Origin of the sequence: Streptomyces sp. C36 (genome assembly GCF_040932295.1) — a bacterium.
Taxonomy (GTDB): domain Bacteria; phylum Actinomycetota; class Actinomycetes; order Streptomycetales; family Streptomycetaceae; genus Streptomyces; species Streptomyces triculaminicus.
This window is the reverse complement of sequence record NZ_JBFQGI010000013.1, coordinates 95,445-118,408: the sequence shown is the minus strand read 5'-3', so window position 1 is coordinate 118,408 and position 22,964 is coordinate 95,445. Positions and strand designations below refer to the sequence as shown.

Below are 22,964 nucleotides of genomic sequence, written 5' to 3'. Positions count from 1 at the left end.
CGGTCATACGCTCCAAAATGTGACGCGGCTTTCGTGGCGGTACGGGCCGGGGGCGCGGAGCTGGGCTATGGTCAGCGCCTTCTTCGCGCTGTGCGCCCTGCTGCTTCCGGCTCCGCCCCCCGCCCACGCCGACACACCGCTGGACCTGGACGCCGCGAGCCGCGTCACCGACACGGTCGGCGCCCTCGGGCGCCGCCGCGGCCAGGTCGAGGCGGCGCTCGACCGTCTCAACGCCGCCCACCACATCCAGCTGTACGTCATCTACGTCCACGACTTCTCCGGCCGCTCCGGCACCAAGTGGGCCGACGCCACCGCCGACCGCAACGGCCTCGGGCCCCAGGAGCTCCTGCTCGCCGTCGCCACCAACCCGCGCATGTTCGCCGTCTCCGCCGACAAGGACTCCGGCCTCCGCAAGGACCAGCTCGCCCGCGTCGCCGCCACCGCCATCGCGCCCGCCGTGCGCGAACACGACTGGGCCGGGGCCGCCGTCGGCGCCGCCGACGGCTACACGGCCGTCCTGCGCGGCGAGCCCGTACGCCCGCCCGCCATCCGCCCCGGCAGCCGCGACCCCGGCGGCGACGGGCTCGTCCCCGGCGAACGGAGCACCTGGATGCCGGTGGCAGGGGGCGCCGCGCTGTGCGTGGGCGGGCTCTACGTCTGCACCCGGCGCGGCCGGGCCGCGCGCCGCCGCCGGGCCGGGGTCACCCGCGACCGCCCCGTGCTCGCCGCCACCACCCCACCCGGGCTCGCCCGCCTGGCCCAGCCCCTCACCCCGCTGCCGGAGCTGGACGCGGAGGCCGCGCTGAACCTCGTCGCCACCGACGAAGCCGTCCGCACCAGCGCCGAGGAGATGGTCTTCGCGACCGCGCACCGGGGCGCACAGGCCACCCGGCCCTTCGCGGAGGCCGTCGCCTACGCCCGGGGCGAGCTCGCCGACGCCTTCCGGCTGCGCCTGCGCCTCGACGAGGCGCCGCACGAGGACGCCGACGTCCGGCGCCAGGCGCTCGACGAGATCTGCTCCCGCTGCACCAGCGCCAACCGCCGCCTGGACGCGGAGTCCGAGGCCTTCGACCGCCTGCGCGGCCTGAGGGCCGACCCGGCCCTGATCCTGGAGCGCGCCGAGGCCGCGGCCCGCGCGCTCGCGCCGCGCGTCGGCGCCGCCGAGGCCGCGCTCACCGCCCTCGCCCGCTGCCGCGCCGGGCCCGCCCTCGGCCTCGTCGCCGACCATCCCGCCCGGGCCCGCGAGCGCCTCGCCTTCGCCGACGCCGCCCTCGCCGAGGCCCGCTCCGCGCTGCTCGTGGGCTCCCCCGCCCGGGCCGTGACCTCCCTGCGCACGGCCGAGGTCGCCCTCGCCCAGGGCCGCGCCATCACCTCGGCGGCGCTGCACCGCCTGCACGCGCTGACCCGCACCGCGCCGGCCGACCGGGCCGCCCGCGCGGTGCTCGCCGCGCGCGGCGAGGTGGCCGCCGCCGAGGACTACGTCGCCACCCACCGCGGCGCGGTCGGCTGCCCGGCCCGGACCCGCCTCGCGGCGGCCGGACGAGAGCTCGCCGGGGCCACGACGGTCACGGCGGCGCTGCGCGCCAAGGAGCTGGCCGGGGCGGCGCGCGCCCTGGCCGAGCGGGACGTGGCCGGCTCCGCCGAGCTGGGCGGCGTCGTCCTGGCGGGGCTGCTGCCGGCCACGTTCGGCGGCGGGGGGACGCGGGCGCGGCTGAACGGGTGAGCCCGGCGGGTCTCCCGGCGGCCTGGGGCCCGTGCCGACCCACCGGACACTCCCTAGTACAGGCTCAGCAGGGCCTCCACCGCGTCCGGGGCCGGCGAGCCCTCCTCCGGCAGGCCCAGCTCGAACCAGACCGTCTTGCCGTGCGGGATGCGCCGGCTGCCCCAGGCCGCGCTGAGCAGGCCCACGAGCTGCAGGCCGCGGCCGCCCTCGTCGGTATCGCGGGCGCGGCGGCGGCGCGGCTGGACGTGGCCGCCGTCCCAGACCTCGCAGACCAGGGTGCGGTCCAGCAGCAGGCGCAGCCGGATCTCGCCCTCGCCGTAGCGCAGGGCGTTGGTCACCAGCTCGCTGACGAGCAGTTCGGTGGTGTCGACCAGGTCGGTCATGCCCCAGCTCTCGAGCTGGTCGCGGGCCAGTTCCCGGGCCCGGGCGACCGAGCGGGGCTCGGGCGGCAGGGTCCAGTCGCCCACGCAGTCGTGGCGCAGGCCGCGCAGGCGGGCCATGAGGAGGGCGATGTCGTCCTCGCCGTGGTGGGTGTCCAGGGCGCCGAGGACGTGGTCGCAGACGTCCTCCAGGGGGCGCTCGGGGTCGGAGAGTGCCTCGCGGAAGGCCTGCAGGCCCTCGTCGAGGGGGTGGTCGCGGGACTCGACGAGGCCGTCGGTGTAGAGGGCGAGCAGCGCCCCGTCGGGGAGCTCGATCTCGGTCTCCTCGAACGGCTCGCCGCCCACGCCCAGCGGCATGCCGGGCGGCACCTCCAGCAGCACCGCCGGCTGACCGGCCTCGACCAGGACCGGGGGCAGGTGCCCGGCGTTGGCGACCGTGCAGCGCCGGGTGACCGGGTCGTAGACGGCGTAGACGCAGGTGGCGAGGTAGACCTCGGAGAGGTCGGCCGGGCGGACGCTGCCGCGCACCCCGCGCGAGGCGGACTGCTTGCCGCCGGGGCGGCCCAGGCCGTGGGCGATCTCGTCGAGGGCGGAGAGCACCTCGGCGGGCTCGAGGTCGAGCATGGCCAGCGTGCGGACGGCGGTGCGCAGCTCGCCCATGGCGACGGCGGCGCGCAGGCCGCGGCCCATGACGTCGCCGACGACGAGCGCCGTGCGGTGCCCGGGCAGCTCGATCACGTCGAACCAGTCGCCGCCCACCTCGGTCGCCGCGTTGCCCGGGAGGTAGCGGCAGGCGATCTCCACGCCGGCGGCCTCGGGGTCGCCGGGGGGCAGCAGGCTGCGCTGCAGTATCAGGGCGCGTTCGTGCTCACGGCGGTAGAGCCGGGCGTTGTCGATGCAGACGGCCGCGCGGGCGGCGAGCTCGACGGCCAGGGCGGTGTCGCGTTCGCCGAAGGGCTCGCTGCCCTTGGTGCGGGAGAACTGGGCGAGGCCGACGACCGTGTCGCGGGCGACCATCGGCACGGCGAGGGTGGACTGCACGACGGCGCCCAGCTCGGGGCCGTCGTCGCCCTCGCGGCCGGGGACGACCTGCACATGGGCGGTGCGCAGGGCCTGGGCGCAGGGCGAGTGGAAGGCGTAGCGGTGCACCTCGCCGACCTGGATGGGCTTGGAGTCGGCCTCGCCGAGGGGCGCCCCGGACACCGCGCTGGAGTAGGCCACGCGGCGCAGCTCGGCGCTGCCGTCGGCGAGGCCGGGCGGGGCCTCGTCGCCGACGAGCAGGCCCTGGTAGAGGTCGACGGAGGCCAGGTCGCAGAACTGCGGGACGGCGACGTCCAGCAGCTCGCGGGCGGTGGTCTCCAGGTCGAGGGAGTTGCCGATGCGCGCGCCGGCCTCGTTGAGCAGGGCGAGGTTGCGGCGTACGCCGGCGGCCTCCCGCTCGGCACGACGCCGGCCGGTGACGTCGGTGGCGATGGCGGCCACCCCGATGGGCCGTCCGCTGCCGCTGTGCAGCCGGTACAGCGAAACCGACCAGCGGCGCCGCTCGCTGTGTCCGGGGACCGGGCCGACGAGCTGAATGTCGGCCATGGGTTTGCCGGTGTCGAGGACTTGGCGCAGTGCCGCGGTCAGCCGTTCGGCCTCGGTGCGGGGCAGGAAGTCGTGGGGGGTGCGGCCGCGGTGCCAGGAGGCGGGGCGTCCGAAAGTCTGGGCGAAACTCTCGTTGACGCGCAGCAGGGTGAGGTCGGTGCCGAAGAAGAAGAAGCCGAGCGGAGATTGGCCGAAAACGGCTTCCGACGCGGCGATGTCGGTCTCTATTCCCCGCAGGGCCCGGACGTCGACGGCCACGCAGAGCGCGGCGCGTTCCCCGTCGGCGTTCTCACTGGGCATCACATAGATCTCGGCGAGGCCCTGTTGGCGGTCGGTTCCCCGCTGGTAGGGGACGAGTCCGGTCCAGGCCCGTCCGTCGAGGCCGCCCTCGGCGAGAAAGGGCGGGGCGGGGCGCGAGGGGTCGTGGCGTTCGTCGGCGGGGGTGAACACCTCGAGGGGGTTCCTGCCGACGGCGTGCCGGGCCGCTATTCCGAAGAGTTCGCCCGCCCGCTCGCTCCACTGCTCGATCCGGCCGTCGGAGCCCAGGGAGAACGACGCCACGCGGATGTAGTCGTACAGCGACCCGGGCGGGCTGTTCTGCCACAGCGAAGTGGAGTCCGTACCCTCTGGCCTGCCCGCAGTACCCGCTGGCTTTTCGCTCACGTGCCCGTCCCCTCCGGCTCATGTGCTCGCACCGGCATCAGAAGGCCGAGTATCCAGCACAGGGGCCCTTCGGAACACGGACTTCACGATCACAGCACGGTCTCAACCCGCTATGTCTTCTCCCCGGGTTACTAACCGGGCAGACTGAGCTCGAACCACACCGTCTTTCCGGTGTTGCCCGGGCGGGTACCCCAGCGGCGGGAAGCCAGTGCCACCAGCTGCAGTCCCCGGCCGCCCTCGTCATCGGGTTCGGCCACGCGTTCGCGAGGCGGATCCGGGAGCGGATCGGAGACCTCCACGAGCAGGCTGGGGCCGGCGTGGGAGTACATCCGGACGCCGATGGGCCCGCTGGCGTAGCGCAGGGAGTTGGTGACGAGCTCACTGACCAGCAGGACCGTGACGTCGGTGACGGCCTCGAGCCCCCACTGGCGCAGGGTGTCGCGCACCAGGGTGCGGGCGGTGCGCACGGCGCCGGCCTCGGCGGGGAAGCTCCACTCGGCGAAGCCGGGCGTCCATTCCAAGGTCCCTGCGCTGTCGCTCACGCCGACCACTTCCCAGACCTCTGGCGACCCCACACCGGCATGTCCGGCTTTGGGGCTAATAATCAGCACATACCCGGAATGAGGGTCGGACTATCTTCATCACCCGGCTCCGTCCGCGAGAGTTGCCGCGTTCGGCGTACACCGGGCGTAGACCGCCCAGGTCGGCGGCGGTGCGGAAGGGTCACCGCGGCGGAGCCTGGTCCATGGCGGCGAGCCGCCGGGCCGCGAGGGCCACCGCGGGGCGGTCCTGCTCCAGCCAGTCGACGTCGTCGACGCGGTCGGGGGTGAGCCAGCACAGCTCGTCGTGGTCCTGGAGCGGGCGGGGCTCACCGGCCACCAGCCGTGCCGTCCAGACCTGGAGGACGTAGCCGGGCTTCAGCGGCCACTCCCCCGCGAGGCGCTCCAGCGGCTCCGCCTCGACGCCGAGCTCCTCGCGCAGCTCCCGTACGAGCGCCTGCTCGGCGCTCTCGCCGGGCTCCAGCTTGCCGCCGGGCAGCTCCCACCGGCCGGCCAGCTCGGGCGGGGCGCTGCGCCGTGCGGCCAGCAGCCGCCCCTGATGAAACACCGCTCCACCCACCACCACGCGCACTGTCGCCATGAGGGGAAAGCGTAGGGCCCGGCACCTTGAGGTGCCGGGCCCGGGGCGACGCCGGGCCTGGGAAGCGCCGCCCCGGGGGCGCACTCCCGGAGGCGGGCGCGCTCTGTCGCGCGCCCCCCGTCCCGGGAAGCGACTAGGGGATGGCGCGCCCGACCCGCTCGACTATGTACAGCCGGCGACGGCCTTCCGCGTCCAGCCGGTCGGCCACCCGCTCCGCCTCGGTTCTGGTGGCGTAGCGCCCGACGCGGTAGCGGTTGCCGTTCTCGTCCTGGCGGATCACCAGCCAGGGCAGGACCGGTCCGGTGTCGTTCATCGCCCCTGCCCTCCCGTCGCCGCGCGCACCGGCGCACGCCCTTCGGTGACTTCCGAAGAAACCGCAGTCCGCATATGCCCGAGCGTACGCCCGACCTTTACGCAGCGGATACGGGTTTTCACGAAGAGGTACGCATTCGGCCACCCGTGAGGGTTACTTGGCCTCGGCGAGCTCCGCCTCGTCCTTCTCCTCGGCCGCCTGGGCGTCCTTCAATTCCTTCTCGACCTGAACAAGCGTCGGGTTGCGCCACGCGCTGCGCACGCCCCACACGTAGAACGCGAGCGCGATCAGGACAACCACGACGATGTCCCAGCCCGGGGCCAGGTAGCCCTTGCCGCCGAACTCGCTGCCGCCGGCCCACGAGACGAAGGCCATGACCAGCAGGTAGGCCACCATCCAGGCGCCGGCCTGCAGGTGCGGCTTCAGCTCGGCCCACGGCTTGCGCAGCTCGTACCAGGCCCAGATCGGCAGGCCGATGGCCATGATGAAGATGACCTTGCCCGTGAGCGGCCAGCGCGCCCAGTACATGACCAGCGAGCCGAAGATCATCGCGATGGGGGCGATGACCGGCATGGCCTTGAGCTTGACCGGACGCTTCATGTCCGGGGCGATGCGGCGCAGCGACATCACGGCGACGGGGCCGGTGATGTACGAGATGACCGTGGCCACACCGACGATCTCGGCGATCGAGCCCCAGCCGCGGAAGACGGCCAGGAAGATGAAGGAGATCACCAGGTTGAGCAGCAGGGCCGGCTTCGGCACACCGGTCTTGGGGTCGACCTTGCCGAAGACCTTCGGCAGGTGGCCGTTCTCCTGGACACCGTTGATCATGCGCGAGGTGGTGGCCGCGTAGATCATGCCGGTGCCGGACGGGGAGATGAAGGCGTCCGCGTAGAGCAGCAGCGCCAGCCAGTTCAGGCCCCAGGTGATGGAGAGGTCCGCCAGCGGGGACTTGTAGGCCAGGGTGTTCCAGCCGCCGGAGAGGTCCGCGGCGGGGACGGCCATCAGGAAGGCGACCTGCAGCGCGATGTAGATGACCAGCGCGATCAGGATGGAGCCGACGACGGCCTTCGGCAGCGACTTGCCGGGGTTACGGGCCTCGGCGGCCATGTTCAGCGGCGACTGGAAGCCGTTGAAGGCCCAGACGATGCCCGCGACGGCGACGGCGCTGAAGACGGCGCTCCAGCCGTTGGGGGCGAAGCCTCCGTGGGCGGAGCCGACGTTGCTGGTGTCGAAGTGCGCGAAGATCAGCGCACCCGCGGTCAGCGCCGGCACCACGACCTTGAACACGGTGATCGCGTTGTTCGTCTTGGCGAACAGCGTGATCGCGAACCAGTTCAGGAAGAAGTAGAAGACCACCAGGACGCTGGCGGCCGCGAGGCCGGTGCCGGTGAGCTCCTTGCCGTCGAAGAGCTTGCCCGCCCAGTCGAACTTCCACGAGCTCATGTACTGGATGGACGCGGTGGCCTCGCCGGGAATGACGGAGACGATCGCGATCCAGTTGGCCCAGGCGGCCATGTAACCGGCCAGCGAGCCGTGCGAGAACTGCCCGTACCGCACCATGCCGCCCGCCTTGGGGAACATCGAGCCGAGCTCGGTGTACGTCAGGGCGATGGTCAGCGCCACGACGGCGCCGATGACCCAGGCAAAGATGGCGGCCGGTCCGGCGAGCACGGCGGCGCGTTCGGCACCGAACAGCCAGCCGGAGCCGATGATCGACCCGAGGCCGACGGCGGTCAGCGCCGTCGTGCCGAGGGTCCGGCGGTAATTGGAGGTCGAACCCTGTTCGGTACTCAAGCCCCGGATCTCCTTTGCTTCTACTCCCCCACGGACAGGACACAAACCGCGCCATCGTACGAGCGATTTGGCCTGCTTGATTCCGCCAAAGGGCCTTGACCTGGGACTATGTGAGTTTTACAACAGTAAAGAATGGCTCACCAAAGCAGGGGAAACCGGGGCAAGCACGACACTTCCTACCCGCTGGTACGAACCAGCGGGCGGAGTTACGACACTGACTCCGGAGTCAGTTCATACGCGGTTCACGCCTACTTCACCGGAAGGTGGTACGCGACCCGGAACCGCTCGGCGAGCATCACCACGTCGGCCGTCTCCACCGGACAGCCGCCCGCGAAGTACGTCCGCGAGACCACCAGCACGCAGTGGCCGGGGACACCGCCCAGCGCGAGGGTCTCCTCGGCGAGCCCCGGACGGGCCCCGACCTCCTCGGTCACGTTGTCCACGACGATGTCGATGGCGGCCATCCGCTCGACCACGCCCCGCCCCGCCAGCGGCCCCTCCTCCGGCAGCATCACGGGAGTGCGCCCGGTGAGCGCCAAGGGCTCCCAGGAGGTCGAGAGCATGCTGGGCTCGCCGCCGGAGCGGAACAGATAGTCGGTGCGCATCACCCGGTCCCCGGGCCCGATCCGCAGCCGACGGGCGAGGGACGTGTCGGCCACGCCCTGCTCGCTGCGGGACTCCCACGTGCCCTTGACGCGGTCGTCCGCCTGTTCCTGCCGGAACGGCGTGGACTCCCCGACCGCCCGGTAACCCGTACGCACCACGGAACGCGGCACGGGCTGCTCACGGACGTACGTACCCGACCCGGAGCGGCCCTCGACGAGCCCCTCCGCCATCAGGACCTTGCGTGCCTCCAGGGCGACGGTGTCGGAGACGCCGTACTGCTCCCGGATGCGCGCCTGGGAGGGAAGGCGGGTGTGCGGCGGCAGCTCACCCGCGACGATTTTCTGCCGGAGATCGCCGGCGACGCGAAGGTATGCGGGCTGATCACCGAAGGCCACGTCCACTCCCAAGGGGTTGACAGTCCGCAACAGCTTGGCAACCGTGGGTTGCGGTCCGCAACTCTAGGCCAAGGAATCACCGGATGTGGTGAATTGCAGCTCAGCGGTGTGTAGGTGAGATCCCGGGGCACATGCGCAGCGCACTCACCGGCGGCAATTCCGCAACTATGCGGGGATGCCCGGACAAGGGACGACAAGCGTGCACGAGAGATAGTGCCGGGAACGCCGAAGGGCCGCACTCCCCGAGTGCGGCCCTTCGCTGTGGTCGTCAGACGTTGAAGCGGAACTCCACCACGTCGCCGTCGGCCATCACGTACTCCTTGCCCTCCATGCGCGCCTTGCCGGCGGCGCGGGCCTCGGTGACGGAGCCGGCGGCGACCAGGTCGTCGAAGGAGATGACCTCGGCCTTGATGAAGCCCTTCTGGAAGTCGGTGTGGATCACACCGGCCGCCTCGGGGGCCGTGGCGCCCTTCTTGATCGTCCAGGCGCGGGTCTCCTTGGGACCGGCGGTGAGGTAGGTCTGCAGGCCCAGGGTGTCGAAGCCGACGCGGCCCAGGGTGGCGAGACCGGGCTCCTCCTGGCCCATGGACTGCAGCAGCTCCAGCGCCTCGTCGTCGTCCAGCTCGATCAGCTCGGACTCGATCTTGGCGTTGAGGAAGATGGCCTCGGCCGGGGCGACCAGCGCGCGCTGCTCGTTCTTGAAGTCCTCGTCGACCAGCTCGTCCTCGTCCACGTTGAAGACGTAGAGGAAGGGCTTGGTGGTGAGCAGGTGCAGCTCGTGCAGGAGGTCACCGCGCTCGGTGCCCTTGGTGATGCCCGCCGAGAACAGGGTCTGGCCGGACTCGAGGATGCCCTTGGCCTCCTCGACGGCGGCGAGGACGGCGACCTTCTCCTTCTGGAGGCGCGACTCCTTGGTCAGGCGCGGGACCGCCTTCTCCACCGACTGCAGGTCGGCCAGGATCAGCTCGGTGTTGATGGTCTCGATGTCGTCCTTCGGCGAGACCTTGCCGTCGACGTGGACGACGTTCTCGTCCTTGAACGCGCGGATGACCTGGCAGATCGCGTCGGACTCGCGGATGTTCGCCAGGAACTTGTTGCCCAGGCCCTCGCCCTCGGAGGCGCCGCGCACGATGCCGGCGATGTCGACGAAGTCGACCGTGGCGGGCAGGATCCGCTGCGAGCCGAAGATCTCCGCGAGCTTGGTCAGCCGGGCGTCCGGGACGCCGACGACGCCCACGTTGGGCTCGATCGTGGCGAAGGGGTAGTTGGCCGCCAGGACGTCGTTCTTGGTCAGGGCGTTGAACAGGGTCGACTTGCCGACATTCGGCAGACCGACGATTCCGATCGTGAGCGACACGTGGCGACTTCCCGTTTGTTCCCGTAGTGCGAGGGTTCCGCGCCCCGTGACGCGCCCGGTCATCCAGTCTACGGGTCCGCGTCGCACACGGTCCCCGCACGGAGGATTCCCCGAACACACGGCCAACGAGGTGCCTCCGGCGTGTCCAACGCGGGATTCCCCGTCCGACCCCACCTAGTTTGGTCGGGTGGAGCAACCCAGCACGCGCATCCCCCAGCGCAAGGCCCGGCGCGGGTCCCCCGTGCCCCGCCCCGCCGTTCCCGTAGGACAGAGCCAGGGCGCCGCCCCCGAGCGTCCCCGGCCCCGCCGACCGGCTTCCCCGCTGGTCCGGCGCCTTCCCTCGCCCCGGCTGACGGGGCTCGGCAGCGGACTGCTCACGGCGCTGGCCATGCTGGCCGTCGGCGCCCTGGACGCGGCTCTGCTGGGCGGCTCGCCCCGGGTCTACGGCGTGTTCTTCGTGATCGCCTGCGCGGCCTGCGCGCTGTGGGTGCGCCCCGCCGACCTGATGACCGCCCCCGTGAGCGCGCCGATCGCCTACGCGGTCGGGGCGGTGGCCCTCAGCGACGGCACGGGCGGCCTGGGCGGCCGGCTGATGAGCCTGGTCACCATGCTGTCGCTGAGCGCCGGCTGGCTCTACGCGGGCACGCTGCTGGCCGCGCTGATCGCGCTGGTCCGGCGGGTCGTGCTGGTCAGGCTGCGGAAGAGGGCGCGGAAGGAGCAGCGGAAGCGGCCATCGCGGCCCCCACGATCCCCGCGTTGTTCTCCAGCTGAGCGGGCACGACCTCGGCGTTGACGCCCTCGATCAGGGGCAGGAACTTCCCCGCCTTCCGGCTCACGCCGCCGCCGATCACGAACAGCTCGGGCGAGAAGAGCATCTCCACGTGTGCCAGGTAGCGACCCACCCGCTTGGCCCAACGGCTCCAGCTGAGGTCCTCGTCCTCCTTGGCCCGGGTGGAGGCGCGGGTCTCGGCGTCGTGCCCCTGCAGCTCCAGATGGCCCAGCTCGGTGTTGGGCACCAGCCGACCGTCGATGAAGACCGCGCTGCCGATGCCGGTGCCGAAGGTGAGCACGACGACGGTGCCGGTGCGTCCGCGCCCGGCGCCGTGGGTCATCTCGGCCAGCCCGGCCGCGTCCGCGTCGTTCAGCACGGTCACCGGCGTGCCGAGCTGCTCGCCGAGCAGCCCGGCGGCGTCCCGGCCGATCCAGCTCTTGTCGACGTTGGCGGCCGTGCGGGTCGTACCGCCGACCACCACGCCGGGGAACGTCACGCCGACCTGGCCGACGGGCCGGCCGAAGTGCCTGACCACCTGCCGGACGCAGTCGGCGACCGCGTCCGGGGTGGCCGGGTGCGGGGTGAGCACCTTGAAGCGCTCCTCCGCGATCTCGCCGCGCCCCAGGTCCACCGGAGCGCCCTTGATGCCCGATCCGCCGATGTCCACGCCGAATACGTCCATGCCCAGCAGCCTAGGCGCGGACGGGGCTGATCACCCTTCGGTGGCGGCCTTGGCCTCCGCGCGCAGGTCGCGGCGCAGCTCCTTGGGCAGCGAGAAGGTGATGCTCTCCTCGGCCGCACGGACGAGCTCGACGTCCGCGTAGCCCCGCTGGGCGAGCCACTCGAGCACGCCGTCGACGAGGATCTCCGGGACCGAGGCGCCCGAGGTCACACCGACGGTGGACACGCCCTCCAGCCAGGCCTCGTCGATCTCCTCGGCGTAGTCGACCAGGTACGAGGCGCGGGCGCCGGCGCCCAGGGCCACCTCGACCAGGCGCACCGAGTTGGAGGAGTTCTTCGAGCCCACCACGATGACCAGGTCGGCGTCGGCGCCCATCTGCTTCACGGCGGTCTGGCGGTTCTGCGTGGCGTAGCAGATGTCGTCGCTGGGCGGGGAGAGCAGGTTGGGGAAGCGGCCCTTGAGGGCGTCGACGGTCTCCATCGTCTCGTCCACCGACAGCGTGGTCTGCGACAGCCACACGACCTTGTTCTCGTCGCGGACCTCGACCTTGGCCACGTCCTCCGGGCCGTCGACGATGGTGATGTGGTCGGGGGCCTCGCCGCTGGTGCCGATGACCTCCTCGTGGCCCTCGTGACCGATGAGGAGGATGTCGTAGTCCTCGTTGGCGAAGCGGACGGCTTCCTTGTGCACCTTGGTCACCAGCGGGCACGTGGCGTCGATCGTCGCCAGCTTGCCCCGCCGGGCCTCCTCGTGGACCACCGGGGCGACGCCGTGGGCGGAGAACATGACGATGTTGCCCTCGGGCACCTCCTCCGTCCTGTCGACGAAGATCGCGCCCTTCTGCTCCAGCGTCTTGACCACGTACTTGTTGTGCACGATCTCGTGCCGTACGTAGACGGGGGCACCGTACTGCTCCAGCGCCTTCTCCACGGCGATCACGGCACGGTCCACGCCCGCGCAGTAGCCACGGGGGGCGGCGAGCAGAACCTTGCGGGCGGGGGTAGCAGTCATGCGGTCCATCGTAAGGGCCCGCGCGGACCGGCGTGGCCCCGCCGCCGCCGGGCCGGAGCGCCCGAATACTGACCCCATGGCCGCACCCTCCCCCGTCGCCGGCGACGGCGCGCTGCGCCGGACCCTCTCCTTCCGCGACCTGGTCGTCTACGGCCTGCTGTTCATCGCCCCCATGGCGCCGGTGGGCGTCTTCGGCACCCTCTCGGCGAAGGCGCACGGGGCGATCGCGCTGGTGTACCTCGTGGCGACGGCGGCCATGGCCTTCACGGCGTACTCCTACGCGCAGATGGTGCGCGTGGCCCCCCGGGCGGGCTCGGTCTACACGTACGCGCGCGTGGCCCTCGGCGAGGGGCCGGGCTTCATCGCGGGCTGGATGGCGATGCTGGACTACGCCCTCATCCCGGCGGTCGCCTACCTCTTCTCCGGCATCGCCCTGCACGCGCTGGTGCCGGCCGTGCCGCAGTGGGTGTGGACGGCGATCGCGGTGGTCGTGACGACCGGGCTGAACCTCTGGGGCGTACGGGCGGCGGCGCTGGCGGGCTTCCTGGTGCTGGCCATGGAGCTCGCGGTGCTGGCCGTCTTCGTGGTGTCGGCGGCCGTCGCGCTGGCCCAGGACGGCCCCCGCCGCGGCTGGCTGTCGCCGCTGATCGGGGAAGGGGGCTTCGCGCCCGGGGCGGTGCTGGGGGCGGTGTCGGTGGCGGTCCTGTCGTACCTGGGCTTCGACGCGATCGCGGCCTTCGCCGAGGAGTCGGCGGGCGGCTCGGGGAAGGTGGCGCGCGCGGTCGTCACCTGCCTGGCCGTGGCGGGCGTGCTCTTCGCCGTGCAGAGCTACCTCGCCGCTCTGCTGGCCCCGATGTCCCCCGCCGCGCTGGCGGCGCACCCGGCCGCGCAGGGGGCCGCGTTCTACGACACGGTCGACGCGGCGACCGGCCGGTGGCTGCACGACCTGGTGGCGGCGAGCAAGGCGATCGGCGCGGCCTTCGCCGCGCTGGCGGGTCAGGCCGCGGCGGGCCGTCTGCTGTTCGCGATGGCCCGCGACCGCCGGCTGCCGTCCCTGCTGGCGAAGGTCGACCGCGGCTCGGGCGTCCCCCGCCCCGCCGTGCTGAGCGCGGCCCTGGTGACCCTGATCGCGGCGGTGTGGGCGGCCCGCCGCGACGACGGCCTGGACCGCTTGGTGTCGGTGGTCGACATCGGCGCGCTCGTGGCCTTCGGCCTGCTGCACGCGTCGGTGATCGCGTGGTTCGGGGTACGGGGGCGCGGGGAGCGGGTGGGGCTCGTACGGCATGTGGTGGTGCCGCTGCTGGGCCTGGCGGTGGTGATCGCGGTGATCGCGGAGGCCTCCCCCGCGGCCCAGCAGATCGGCGGGGTGTGGCTGGTGGCCGGCCTGGGGGTACTGGCCGTCCAGCGCGTGACGGCACCGGGGGCGCCGTAAGGGGATGGTGTCATCGACGGCACTCGACTCACGGCGGGAGGGGCCGGGGCGGGATGGGGCGGGCCCTGGAAGGGGCGTCAGGGTTATTTGCGGCCCGAGTGCGGGGCACTCAAACCCGTGGACGGTTCCGGGCCGTAAATAATCCAGCACCGGAAGGGCCCGCCCCATCCCGCCCCGGCCCCGCACCACAGCGGACCCCCACCACAGCGCGCCCGCCACAGCGACCCCCACCACAGCGCACCCCGCCACATGTCACCCCACCCCGATACGCTCGACCGCATGGCCGCGACCACCTCTCCCGACGCCCCCCTCCCCGTCGGTCAGGTCTCCCGCCTCATCGGCGGCTGGATCGACCGCCTCGGCGCCGTCTGGGTCGAGGGTCAGATCACCCAGCTCTCCCGTCGCCCCGGTGCCGGCGTGGTGTTCCTGACGCTGCGCGACCCCTCTCATGACGTCTCCCTGTCCGTCACCTGCTACCGCGCCGTCTTCGACCGAGTCGCCGACGTCGTCTCCGAGGGCGCGCGCGTCGTCGTGCACGCCCGCCCCGAGTGGTACGCGCCGCGCGGCCAGCTCTCGCTCCGCGCCGCCGAGATCCGCCCCGTCGGCGTCGGCGAGCTCCTCGCGCGCCTGGAGCAGCTGAAGAAGTCGCTGGCCGCCGAGGGCGTGTTCGCCGCCGACCGCAAGCGCGCGCTGCCGTTCCTGCCGCAGCTCATCGGCCTGGTCTGCGGCCGCGCGTCCGCCGCCGAGCGCGACGTCCTGGAGAACGCCCGGCACCGCTGGCCCGCCGTCCGCTTCGAGGTGCGCAACGTCCCCGTGCAGGGCGTGCACGCGGTCCCGAGCGTCATCGAGGCGGTCAAGGAGCTCGAGGCCCACCCCGGCGTCGACGTGATCATCGTGGCGCGCGGCGGCGGCAGCGTGGAGGACCTGCTGCCGTTCTCCGACGAGCAGCTCGTGCGGACGGTGGCGGCCTGCCGTACGCCCGTGGTGTCGGCGATCGGCCACGAGCCGGACACCCCCCTGCTCGACCTGGTCGCCGACCTGCGCGCGTCCACGCCCACCGACGCGGCGAAGCGGGTCGTGCCGGACGTGGGCGAGGAGCTCACCCGCGTACAACACCTGCGCGAGCGCGCCCTGCGCTGCGTCACCGCCCACCTGGACCGCGAGGAGCGCGGCCTGGCGGCCGCGCGGGCGCGTCCGTGCATGGAGCGGCCCCAGCGGATGGTGGACGAGCGCGCGGAGCAGATCGACGCCCTCACCGACCGCTCCCGGCGCACCCTGGGCCACCTGCTGGACCGGGCGCACTCGGAGCTGACGCACACCCACGCGCGCGTGGTCGCCCTGTCCCCGGCGGCGACGCTGCGGCGGGGCTACGCGGTCCTGCAGCACGAGGACGGGCGGGTGGTCCGCGCGGCCGACGAGGTCGGGCCGGACGAGGAGCTGCGGGCGCGGGTCGCGGAGGGCGAGTTCGCGGTACGGCCCGTTGTCGCACCCCCCGCATAGGCTGTCCGGCATGGCGACGACATCGGACGGGAACGCGACGGCCGCGACGGCGACCGCGGACGCGCTGGGCTACGAGCAGGCGCGGGACGAGCTGATCGACGTGGTGCGGCGGCTGGAGGCCGGCGGCACGACGCTCGAGGAGTCGCTGGCCCTGTGGGAGCGCGGCGAGGAGCTGGCGAAGGTGTGCCGTCGCTGGCTGGACGGAGCCCGGGCCCGGCTGGACGCGGCGCTGGCGCAGGAAGAGCGGGAAGAGCGGGAAGACGCCGCATCCGGCGCCTCCGCGACCGACGAATGATCAGGCACTAAACCGTGGGCCGACGTGACGTGCGCCACTCCGCCGCCCATTTAGTTGAAATTTCACATACCGCTTCCTATGGTGGTGTCATGACTCTCGCCCTTGACTCCGCAGCCCAGGACCTCCTCTTCCGCGAGGCCCACACCGCCAACACCTTCTCCGAGGAGCCCGTCACCGACGAGCAGGTCCAGGCGATCTACGACCTGATCAAGCTCGCGCCGACCGCCTTCAACCAGTCGCCGCTGCGCATCGTCCTGGTCCGCTCCGCCGAGGCCCGCGAGCGCCTGGCGCCGCTGATGGCCGAGGGTAACCGCGCCAAGACGGCCTCCGCCCCGCTCGTCGCGATCCTCGCCGCGGACAACGAGTTCCACGAGGAGCTGCCGGCCCTGATGCCGCACTTCCCGCAGGCCAAGGACCTCTTCTTCAGCGAGCGCCCGGTCCGCGAGCAGTCCGCCGCCGCCAACGCCGCCCTGCAGGCCGGCTACTTCATCCTCGGCGTCCGCGCCGCCGGCCTGGCCGCCGGCCCGATGACCGGCTTCGACTTCGCGGGCGTGCAGAAGGAGTTCCTCGACGACGACCACACCCCGCTGATGATCGTCAACATCGGCAAGCCGGGCGAGGACGCCTTCCGCCCGCGCTCGCCGCGCCTGTCCTTCGAGCAGGCCGTCACCACCGTCTGACGGCGGCGGAACAGGCCGTGGAGCAGCCGAAAAAGCGGCTTCACGCATGACGAGAGCCCGGGCCGAGGCCCGGGCTCTCGTCGTTCCGGCATTGATGAGCGGTGTTCATGACGGACGGCCGTCACCGGCATCCATGAACGCCGCTCATGGCCGGGTGTCCGGATCTCATGGCCGGGTGTCTAGTTCTTGGGGCCCTTGGCGGCCTTGAGCGCCCCGGCCATCTCCCCGAGCCGCTCGTACGAGGCGGTCCCGGTGACGACCGTGGTGACGCCCTTCTCCTCGCGCACCAGCGCGTTGTACTTCGGCCCCTGGTAGCGCTGCCACTCGGCGCCGCCGACGCGCTGGGTCTTCCCCGTCTTCTCCGCGCGCTGACTCACGTCGTCGACGAAGGCGCGGGCCGGGCCGTCGCTCTGCTCGACGGCCACGTACTCGGTCTGCGGGTCGAGGAAGCCCAGGTGCCAGACCGAGCCCAGCTCGCCCTTCGGCCGGTACGACACCGACGTCGCCCGCCAGTCGTCGCCCAGGCCCTCCGGGGCGGCCACGGCGTACGGCGCGGCGCGCCGGGCCGTGTCGAGCTCCACCCGGTAGCCGACCGTGGGGACGGGATCGCCGTCCTGGTCGTGCGGGATGAAGACATAGCTGATGCCCGCGACCGGGATCACCACCGCCATCGCGAGCAGCATGTTCCGGATCGTCTGAGCCTTCGGGTTCCTACCTGCCACGCCCCCTATGGTCCCCCATGCCGTTCTTGATCTTGACAGCGACCTTTACGCCGCTCATGCGTGGGGCGCCCTGCTCACTCTCGCAATGAACCGATAAAGTCATCAGCACCCTCACCCTCCTGGCCCACCCGGGGAAGGAGGGGCCCCACGGCCGTTGCCGTACAGAAAGGTGCGCCCCGATGAGCGATCATCACTTGCCGTCCCAGCTCGTAGTCAGCCCGGAGGCGCCCGACCGCAACCTGGCGCTGGAGCTCGTCCGCGTCACCGAGGCGGGTGCGATGGCCTCGGGCCGCTGGGTGGGCCGTGGCGACAAGAACGGCGCGGACGGCGCGGCCGTGCGGGCCATGCGCGCACTGATCCACACCGTGTCGATGAACGGTGTCGTCGTGATCGGCGAGGGCGAGAAGGACAACGCCCCGATGCTCTACAACGGCGAGCGCGTGGGCGACGGGACCGGCGCGGAGTGCGACGTCGCCGTGGACCCGGTGGACGGCACGACGCTGACCGCCAAGGGCATGGCCAACGCCGTCTCCGTGATGGCCGTCGCCGAGCGCGGCACCATGTTCGACCCGTCCGCGGTCTTCTACATGGACAAGCTGGTGACCGGCCCCGAGGCCGCCGACTTCGTCGACATCGACGCCCCGGTCGCGGTCAACATCCGCCGCATCGCCAAGGCGAAGCGTTCCTCCGTCGAGGACGTCACGGTCGTCGTCCTGGACCGCCCCCGCCACGACGGTCTGGTCAAGGACATCCGCGAGGCGGGCGCCCGCATCAAGTTCATCTCCGACGGCGACGTGGCCGGCGCGATCATGGCGGCCCGCGAGGGCACCGGCGTGGACCTCCTGCTGGGCGTCGGCGGCACGCCCGAGGGCATCATCGCGGCCTGCGCGATGAAGTGCCTGGGCGGCACCATCCAGGCCAAGCTGTGGCCGAAGGACGACGAGGAGCGCGAGCGCGCCCTCGCCGCCGGCCACGACCTGGACCGCGTCCTGCACACCGAGGACCTGGTCAGCGGCGAGAACGTCTTCTTCGTCGCCACCGGCATCACCGACGGCGAGCTGCTGCGCGGCGTGCGCTACCGCGCCGAGACGGCGACCACGCAGTCGCTCGTCATGCGCTCCAAGTCGGGCACGATCCGCCTGATCGACTCCGAGCACCGGCTGTCGAAGCTGCGCGCCTACAGCTCGGTCGACTTCGAGCGCCCCAGCTGATCCGGGCACCCCGACAGGGCACGCCGGGGAACGGAGCGCTCAACGGGCCGGGCCCCGCCGTCAGACGGCGGGGCCCGGCCCGATGTGTCCCCTGCGCGGGCGTTCAGCCCGCCGCGGCGATGCGTGTGGACCGCTGCAGCTCCGCCTCGCGCCGCCGGCGGCGGGCGAGCACGACGCGGCGCTCGGCCGCCGTCAGGCCGCCCCACACGCCGTAGGGCTCCGGCTGCAGCAGGGCGTGCTCGCGGCACTCGACCATGACGGGGCAACGGGCGCAGACGCGTTTGGCGGCCTCTTCCCGGGAAAGACGGGCGGCGGTTGGCTCCTTTGATGGTGCGAAGAACAGCCCGGCTTCATCCCGGCGGCACACCGCCTCCGAATGCCAGGGGCCGGCCTGTTCCCGAGCGGAAATCCGCTGGGACGGTACGGCGGCTTCCTGCAGGGGCTGATGCGGTAGCAGCACGGTCTACTCCTGACGACGGCTTTGCTGGGCCGATTTGAGTCACCTTTGCCCGCCTCGGCGCGCACGGCCATTCGCACCCGCAGCCGTACGAGAGACGATGCACCAAGCTTTACCCGCTGTGCGCGAGCTTATTCACACCGTTGCCATGACCGGAATGCCCTCGGTTACCGCGCGGCGACGGTCAGTTGGCCGCCCGGAGGTTCTTCAGCCGCCTGCCCTTGCGGGGCTTCGCCTCCGCACCGCCGAAAACGGCGAAGCCCGTGACCACGACGGCCGGGGCGTCCGGGTCCGGGGCCTCGCCGGTCCGTACGTCGAAGGCGCCGAAGACGCCGGATCCGGCGCCCCGGAGGGAGACGTTCTCCGGCACCCTGATCTCGACTCCGCCGAAGACGGCCCAGACATTGAGGACGATCTCCCGCTGCTCGAAGAACGCCTCGGTCAGGTCGATCTCCACGCCGCCGAACAGGGCCAGCACATTCGTGCGCGGCGCCGGGCGCCAGCGGCCGCGGCGGGTGGCGCCGCCGAACACGGCGACGACGTTCTCGCTCGCCATCGGCGCGGGGCGCACGGAAGCACCGTACGGGCGCGTGGAGGCGGTCGCGGCGGCGGTTTCCGCGGCGGGGCGGTGCCCGCCGGGCAGGTCGCGCACCAGCGGCTCCAGCTGGCCGAGCGTCCTGGCCTCGTAGACCGCGTCGATCCGCTCGGCGTGCTCCTCGGCCGTCAGCCGGCCCTCGGCGAGGGCGTCGCGCAGGATCCCGGCCGTCCGGTCGCGGTCGGCGTCGGAGGCGCGCAGTGATGAGTGGTCCACGAAGGGCAGCGTAGCGAAACGCGATAGATCGCGATAGCCCGTGCGGGAGGCGGGCGTCGAGTGAGTCTTACCTCACCTCCTGCGCCCCCCGACAGGGTTCTACGCTGTTTCAGTGCTGTCGAAGATGCCGGCACACAGCCGTCTGCCGAGTGAGGAATGGCCTCCGATGTCCGCTACCCCCCGCCCGACCCACCCTGCGTTCGCCTACACCGACCTGCTGCCCACGGGCGAGGACACCACGGAGTACCGCCTGATCACCTCCGAGGGTGTCTCCACCTTCGAGGCCGACGGCCGTACCTTCCTCAAGGTCGAGCCCGAGGCGCTGCGCAAGCTGGCCGCCGAGGCGATGCACGACATCTCGCACTACCTGCGCCCGGACCACCTCGCCCAGCTGCGCAGGATCCTCGACGACCCCGAGGCCTCCCCGAACGACCGCTTCGTCGCCCTCGACCTGCTGAAGAACGCCAACATCGCGGCGGCCGGCGTGCTGCCGATGTGCCAGGACACCGGCACGGCGATCGTCATGGGCAAGCGCGGGCAGAACGTGCTCACCGAGGGCGAGGACGCCAAGGCCCTCTCGCACGGCATCTTCGACGCCTACACCCAGCTCAACCTGCGGTACTCGCAGATGGCCCCGCTGACGATGTGGGACGAGAAGAACACCGGCTCCAACCTGCCCGCGCAGATCGAGCTCTACGCGACCGACGGCGGCGCGTACAAGTTCCTCTTCATGGCCAAGGGCGGCGGCTCGGCCAACAAGTCCTTCCTCTACCAGGAGACCAAGGCGGTCCTCAACGAGGCCTCCATGATGAAGTTCCTGGAGGAGAAGATCCGTTCGCTGGGCACCGCCGCGTGCCCGCCGTACCACCTGGCGATCGTCGTCGGCGGCACGTCCGCGGAGTTCGCGCTCAAGACCGCGAAGTACGCCTCCGCGCACTACCTCGACGAGCTGCCCACCGAGGGCTCCCCCACCGGTCACGGCTTCCGTGACAAGGAGCTGGAGGAGAAGGTCTTCGAGCTGACGCAGAAGATCGGCATCGGCGCCCAGTTCGGCGGCAAGTACTTCTGCCACGACGTCCGTGTGGTCCGGCTGCCGCGCCACGGTGCCTCGCTGCCCGTCGCCATCGCCGTCTCCTGCTCGGCCGACCGCCAGGCCGTCGCGAAGATCACCGCCGAGGGCGTCTTCCTCGAGCAGCTGGAGAAGGACCCGGCGCGCTTCCTGCCGGAGACCACCGACGAGCACCTGGAGTCGGACGGCGACGTCGTCAGGATCGACCTCAACCGTCCGATGGACGAGGTCCTCGCCGAGCTGACCAAGTACCCGGTCAAGACCCGGCTCTCGCTGACCGGCCCGCTGGTCGTCGCCCGTGACATCGCCCACGCGAAGATCAAGGAGCGGCTGGACGCGGGCGAGGAGATGCCGCAGTACCTCAAGGACCACCCGGTCTACTACGCCGGCCCGGCCAAGACCCCCGAGGGCTACGCCTCCGGCTCGTTCGGCCCGACGACGGCCGGCCGCATGGACTCCTACGTCGAGCAGTTCCAGGCCGCGGGCGGCTCCAAGGTCATGCTGGCCAAGGGCAACCGCAGCAAGCAGGTCACCGACGCCTGCGGCACGCACGGCGGCTTCTACCTCGGCTCGATCGGCGGCCCGGCCGCCCGCCTGGCCCAGGACTGCATCAAGAAGGTCGAGGTCCTCGAGTACGAGGAGCTCGGCATGGAGGCCGTCTGGAAGATCGAGGTCGAGGACTTCCCGGCGTTCATCGTCGTCGACGACAAGGGCAACGACTTCTTCGTCGACCCGTCCCCGGCGCCGACCTTCACGTCCATCCCCGTCCGCAAGTGACCCGCGCTCCTGTGGGCCCCGCACCGGGGCCCACAGGAGGACCGGCTACGCGAAGCGCTGCGACGCCGAGCCGTCGCACTTCTGCAGCCGCACCGGCTCCTTCGCCCCCGCCAGCGTCAGGCACAGGTCCTGCGCCGCCGACGGGCGGAACGTCGAGCCGGACTTCGTGAACCGCTGGTTGGCGCCCCCGTGGCAGTTCCACAGCGCCACGGCCGCGCCCGCCGCGTACTTCCCGCCCGGCACGTCCACGCATCGGTCGTGCGTCAGCGCGGAGTGCAGCGAGCCGTTCCCCGCGTCGTACCACCAGTCCTGGTTGCGGCTCCCCGAGCACGGCCAGCCGCCGACCTGGGTGCCGTTGGCGCTGGCGGCCCCGTACGCGTCCACGCAGGTGCCCGTCGCCGCGCTCTTCAGCGGCTTGTACGCGTCGTCCCAGGCGCCCTTGTGCAGCACGGGCTTCCCGGTGCTCGCCGGGTCGGCGCAGCCCGCCTCCTGGTAGCCGGAGAGGTAGATCTGCGTCAGGCAGGACGCGAAGGCGCCGTGGCCCCGGAAGTTGGGGTGGAAGGACTGCCGTACGGAGTTCTCGTTCGGCGGGAAGGGGTTGGTCACGTCGACGTAGAGGCCGCGGGCCCAGGTGTCCTCCATGCAGACCTCGTGGCCGTGGAAGAGCCGGGAGTTGTCGAGGTAGACGGCGCCGGTGTCCCGGGCGGCCTTGCGCATCCCGCGCTCGAAGGCGGGGACGGCCTGGTTGCGGCCCCACGCGGAGTCGGAGGTGTGGCCGACGCAGCCGTCGAGGAGCTTGCCGCGGTAGCCGGGGTTGTCCTCGAAGTCGGGGCCGATGGGGCTGGGGTAGCCCATGACGACGAGCTTGTAGTCGCCGCTCGCGTACCCGGCGTCCGTCATCACCTTGCGCAGGTCCCGTACGGTCTGCTCGACCTTGGGCACCAGGCCGTCGACGCGGGACTGCCAGGCGGGGGCGTACTTCGGCTCGCAGGGGCCCTGGAGGGTGAGGTAGCGGGTGACGCAGTCGGTCATCACGGGGCCGAACTGCAGGTCGTCGTTGGCGCCCGCGACGAGCAGCACCATCTTCACGCGGGTGGCGCGGGCCTTGACGGCCAGGGCGTCGCTCTGCACGAGCTCGTCGGCGTACTGCTTGCTGCCGCCGATGCGGATGTTGGCGGTGGACGCGCCGGAGCAGGCGACGTTGTAGGTGACGTCGGCGCCTATGGCGGTGCGGTGGACGGCGGCGTCGGGCGAGCGGTGGCACCAGTTGTCGGGGCCGTTCGTGCCCGGTTCGTAGGTGCCGACGCCCTCGCCGGAGATCTCGCTGTCGCCGAGGGAGACGAGGGAGGTCTTGCGTTCCTGTAAGGGGCGCTCGGCGGCGTCGCCGTAGAGCCGCACGGCCTCTGCGGCGCGGAGCTTCTCCAGCTCGGGCGGCAGGGGGGTGGACGCGGTGGCGGCGGCGCGGGGCTGTGCGGCCGCGCCGGGAGCGGTGACGGTCAGTCCGCCGAACGCGGCGGCGAGTGCCGCCAGCGCGGCGAGGGAACATCGCAGGGTGGGTCTGCGTGTCATGAAGCCTCCCCGAGT

General features: G+C 72.1%; 21 protein-coding genes. 8 read left to right on the top strand and 13 right to left on the bottom strand.

The genetic code is table 11. The annotated features are described in order from the left end of the window. Window positions 1–67 precede the first annotated feature (67 nt). A complete protein-coding gene (locus AB4K12_RS30270) occupies window positions 68–1,723 on the top strand; it encodes a TPM domain-containing protein (protein WP_368437903.1) in 1,656 nt (551 codons plus the stop codon). Window positions 1,724–1,776: 53 nt separating this feature from the next. On the opposite strand, the gene AB4K12_RS30265 is transcribed toward AB4K12_RS30270, so the two are convergent. The 7 genes from AB4K12_RS30265 to ychF all read right to left on the bottom strand — a co-directional run bounded on the left by AB4K12_RS30265 (window position 1,777) and on the right by ychF (window position 9,961). Next, window positions 1,777–4,353 (bottom strand): SpoIIE family protein phosphatase, encoded by a 2,577-nt coding sequence (locus AB4K12_RS30265; RefSeq protein WP_368437901.1) that lies wholly within the window; start codon window positions 4,351–4,353, stop codon window positions 1,777–1,779. Window positions 4,354–4,484: 131 nt separating this feature from the next. Further along, a complete protein-coding gene (locus AB4K12_RS30260; protein WP_368437923.1) occupies window positions 4,485–4,904 on the bottom strand; it encodes an ATP-binding protein in 420 nt (139 codons plus the stop codon). 172 nt (window positions 4,905–5,076) lie between these two features. Continuing rightward, complete coding sequence (locus AB4K12_RS30255) at window positions 5,077–5,493, bottom strand: (deoxy)nucleoside triphosphate pyrophosphohydrolase (protein WP_368437899.1); 417 nt, start codon at window positions 5,491–5,493, stop codon at window positions 5,077–5,079. A gap of 133 nt (window positions 5,494–5,626) precedes the next feature. Then, window positions 5,627–5,806, bottom strand: coding sequence for an SPOR domain-containing protein (locus tag AB4K12_RS30250; protein WP_086571814.1), 180 nt, complete (start codon window positions 5,804–5,806; stop codon window positions 5,627–5,629). A 153-nt stretch (window positions 5,807–5,959) separates the two neighbouring features. Continuing rightward, window positions 5,960–7,603: an APC family permease gene (locus AB4K12_RS30245; protein ID WP_368437896.1), complete on the bottom strand. Its 1,644-nt coding sequence runs from the start codon at window positions 7,601–7,603 to the stop codon at window positions 5,960–5,962. Between the two features lie 248 nt (window positions 7,604–7,851). Then, window positions 7,852–8,604 carry a GntR family transcriptional regulator gene (locus AB4K12_RS30240; RefSeq protein WP_368437894.1) on the bottom strand — a complete coding sequence of 251 codons (753 nt, stop codon included), beginning with the start codon at window positions 8,602–8,604 and terminating at the stop codon, window positions 7,852–7,854. A 268-nt stretch (window positions 8,605–8,872) separates the two neighbouring features. Beyond that, on the bottom strand, window positions 8,873–9,961 hold the full coding sequence (gene ychF / locus AB4K12_RS30235; RefSeq protein WP_368437893.1) for a redox-regulated ATPase YchF: 1,089 nt from the start codon (window positions 9,959–9,961) through the stop codon (window positions 8,873–8,875). 187 nt (window positions 9,962–10,148) lie between these two features. Between ychF and AB4K12_RS30230 the strand changes: the two genes are divergently transcribed. Further along, window positions 10,149–10,754 carry a DUF6542 domain-containing protein gene (locus tag AB4K12_RS30230; protein ID WP_368437892.1) on the top strand — a complete coding sequence of 202 codons (606 nt, stop codon included), beginning with the start codon at window positions 10,149–10,151 and terminating at the stop codon, window positions 10,752–10,754. Here the strand turns inward: AB4K12_RS30230 and ppgK are convergent. Both ppgK and AB4K12_RS30220 read right to left on the bottom strand, forming a co-directional pair. Further along, on the bottom strand, window positions 10,651–11,415 hold the full coding sequence (gene ppgK / locus AB4K12_RS30225) for a polyphosphate--glucose phosphotransferase (protein WP_368437890.1): 765 nt from the start codon (window positions 11,413–11,415) through the stop codon (window positions 10,651–10,653). The genes AB4K12_RS30230 and ppgK overlap by 104 nt on opposite strands. 30 nt (window positions 11,416–11,445) lie before the next feature. After that, window positions 11,446–12,435: a 4-hydroxy-3-methylbut-2-enyl diphosphate reductase gene (locus tag AB4K12_RS30220; protein ID WP_368437889.1), complete on the bottom strand. Its 990-nt coding sequence runs from the start codon at window positions 12,433–12,435 to the stop codon at window positions 11,446–11,448. Between the two features lie 67 nt (window positions 12,436–12,502). On the opposite strand from AB4K12_RS30220, the gene AB4K12_RS30215 reads away from it, so the two are divergent. The 4 genes from AB4K12_RS30215 (at window position 12,503) to AB4K12_RS30200 (ending at window position 16,333) form a co-directional block, all read left to right on the top strand. Next, the gene (locus AB4K12_RS30215; RefSeq protein WP_368437887.1) at window positions 12,503–13,858 is read left to right on the top strand and encodes an APC family permease; all 1,356 of its coding nucleotides are present in this window, start codon (window positions 12,503–12,505) and stop codon (window positions 13,856–13,858) included. Window positions 13,859–14,137: 279 nt separating this feature from the next. Then, entirely contained in the window at window positions 14,138–15,358 is a 1,221-nt protein-coding gene (gene xseA / locus AB4K12_RS30210) for an exodeoxyribonuclease VII large subunit (protein ID WP_368437886.1), read from the top strand. Window positions 15,359–15,368: 10 nt separating this feature from the next. Next, window positions 15,369–15,653 carry an exodeoxyribonuclease VII small subunit gene (locus tag AB4K12_RS30205; protein WP_368437884.1) on the top strand — a complete coding sequence of 95 codons (285 nt, stop codon included), beginning with the start codon at window positions 15,369–15,371 and terminating at the stop codon, window positions 15,651–15,653. 89 nt (window positions 15,654–15,742) lie between these two features. Continuing rightward, window positions 15,743–16,333 (top strand): malonic semialdehyde reductase, encoded by a 591-nt coding sequence (locus AB4K12_RS30200; protein WP_368437882.1) that lies wholly within the window; start codon window positions 15,743–15,745, stop codon window positions 16,331–16,333. Between the two features lie 179 nt (window positions 16,334–16,512). Here the strand turns inward: AB4K12_RS30200 and AB4K12_RS30195 are convergent, their stop codons facing one another. Beyond that, on the bottom strand, window positions 16,513–17,055 hold the full coding sequence (locus AB4K12_RS30195; RefSeq protein ID WP_368437880.1) for a DUF4245 domain-containing protein: 543 nt from the start codon (window positions 17,053–17,055) through the stop codon (window positions 16,513–16,515). Between the two features lie 179 nt (window positions 17,056–17,234). Here AB4K12_RS30195 and glpX point away from each other — a divergent pair, with 179 nt between their 5' ends. Then, window positions 17,235–18,266 (top strand): class II fructose-bisphosphatase, encoded by a 1,032-nt coding sequence (gene glpX / locus AB4K12_RS30190; RefSeq protein WP_086575296.1) that lies wholly within the window; start codon window positions 17,235–17,237, stop codon window positions 18,264–18,266. A 103-nt stretch (window positions 18,267–18,369) separates the two neighbouring features. Here the strand turns inward: glpX and AB4K12_RS30185 are convergent, their stop codons facing one another. Both AB4K12_RS30185 and AB4K12_RS30180 read right to left on the bottom strand, forming a co-directional pair. Beyond that, complete coding sequence (locus AB4K12_RS30185) at window positions 18,370–18,726, bottom strand: WhiB family transcriptional regulator (protein WP_207247897.1); 357 nt, start codon at window positions 18,724–18,726, stop codon at window positions 18,370–18,372. A 181-nt stretch (window positions 18,727–18,907) separates the two neighbouring features. Beyond that, complete coding sequence (locus AB4K12_RS30180; protein WP_368437879.1) at window positions 18,908–19,534, bottom strand: DUF1707 domain-containing protein; 627 nt, start codon at window positions 19,532–19,534, stop codon at window positions 18,908–18,910. Between the two features lie 166 nt (window positions 19,535–19,700). On the opposite strand from AB4K12_RS30180, the gene AB4K12_RS30175 reads away from it, so the two are divergent. Then, window positions 19,701–21,380 (top strand): fumarate hydratase, encoded by a 1,680-nt coding sequence (locus AB4K12_RS30175; RefSeq protein ID WP_368437877.1) that lies wholly within the window; start codon window positions 19,701–19,703, stop codon window positions 21,378–21,380. Window positions 21,381–21,425: 45 nt separating this feature from the next. Here AB4K12_RS30175 and AB4K12_RS30170 read toward each other — a convergent pair whose 3' ends face one another. Continuing rightward, a complete protein-coding gene (locus tag AB4K12_RS30170) occupies window positions 21,426–22,949 on the bottom strand; it encodes a ricin-type beta-trefoil lectin domain protein (protein WP_368437876.1) in 1,524 nt (507 codons plus the stop codon). Window positions 22,950–22,964 lie beyond the last annotated feature (15 nt).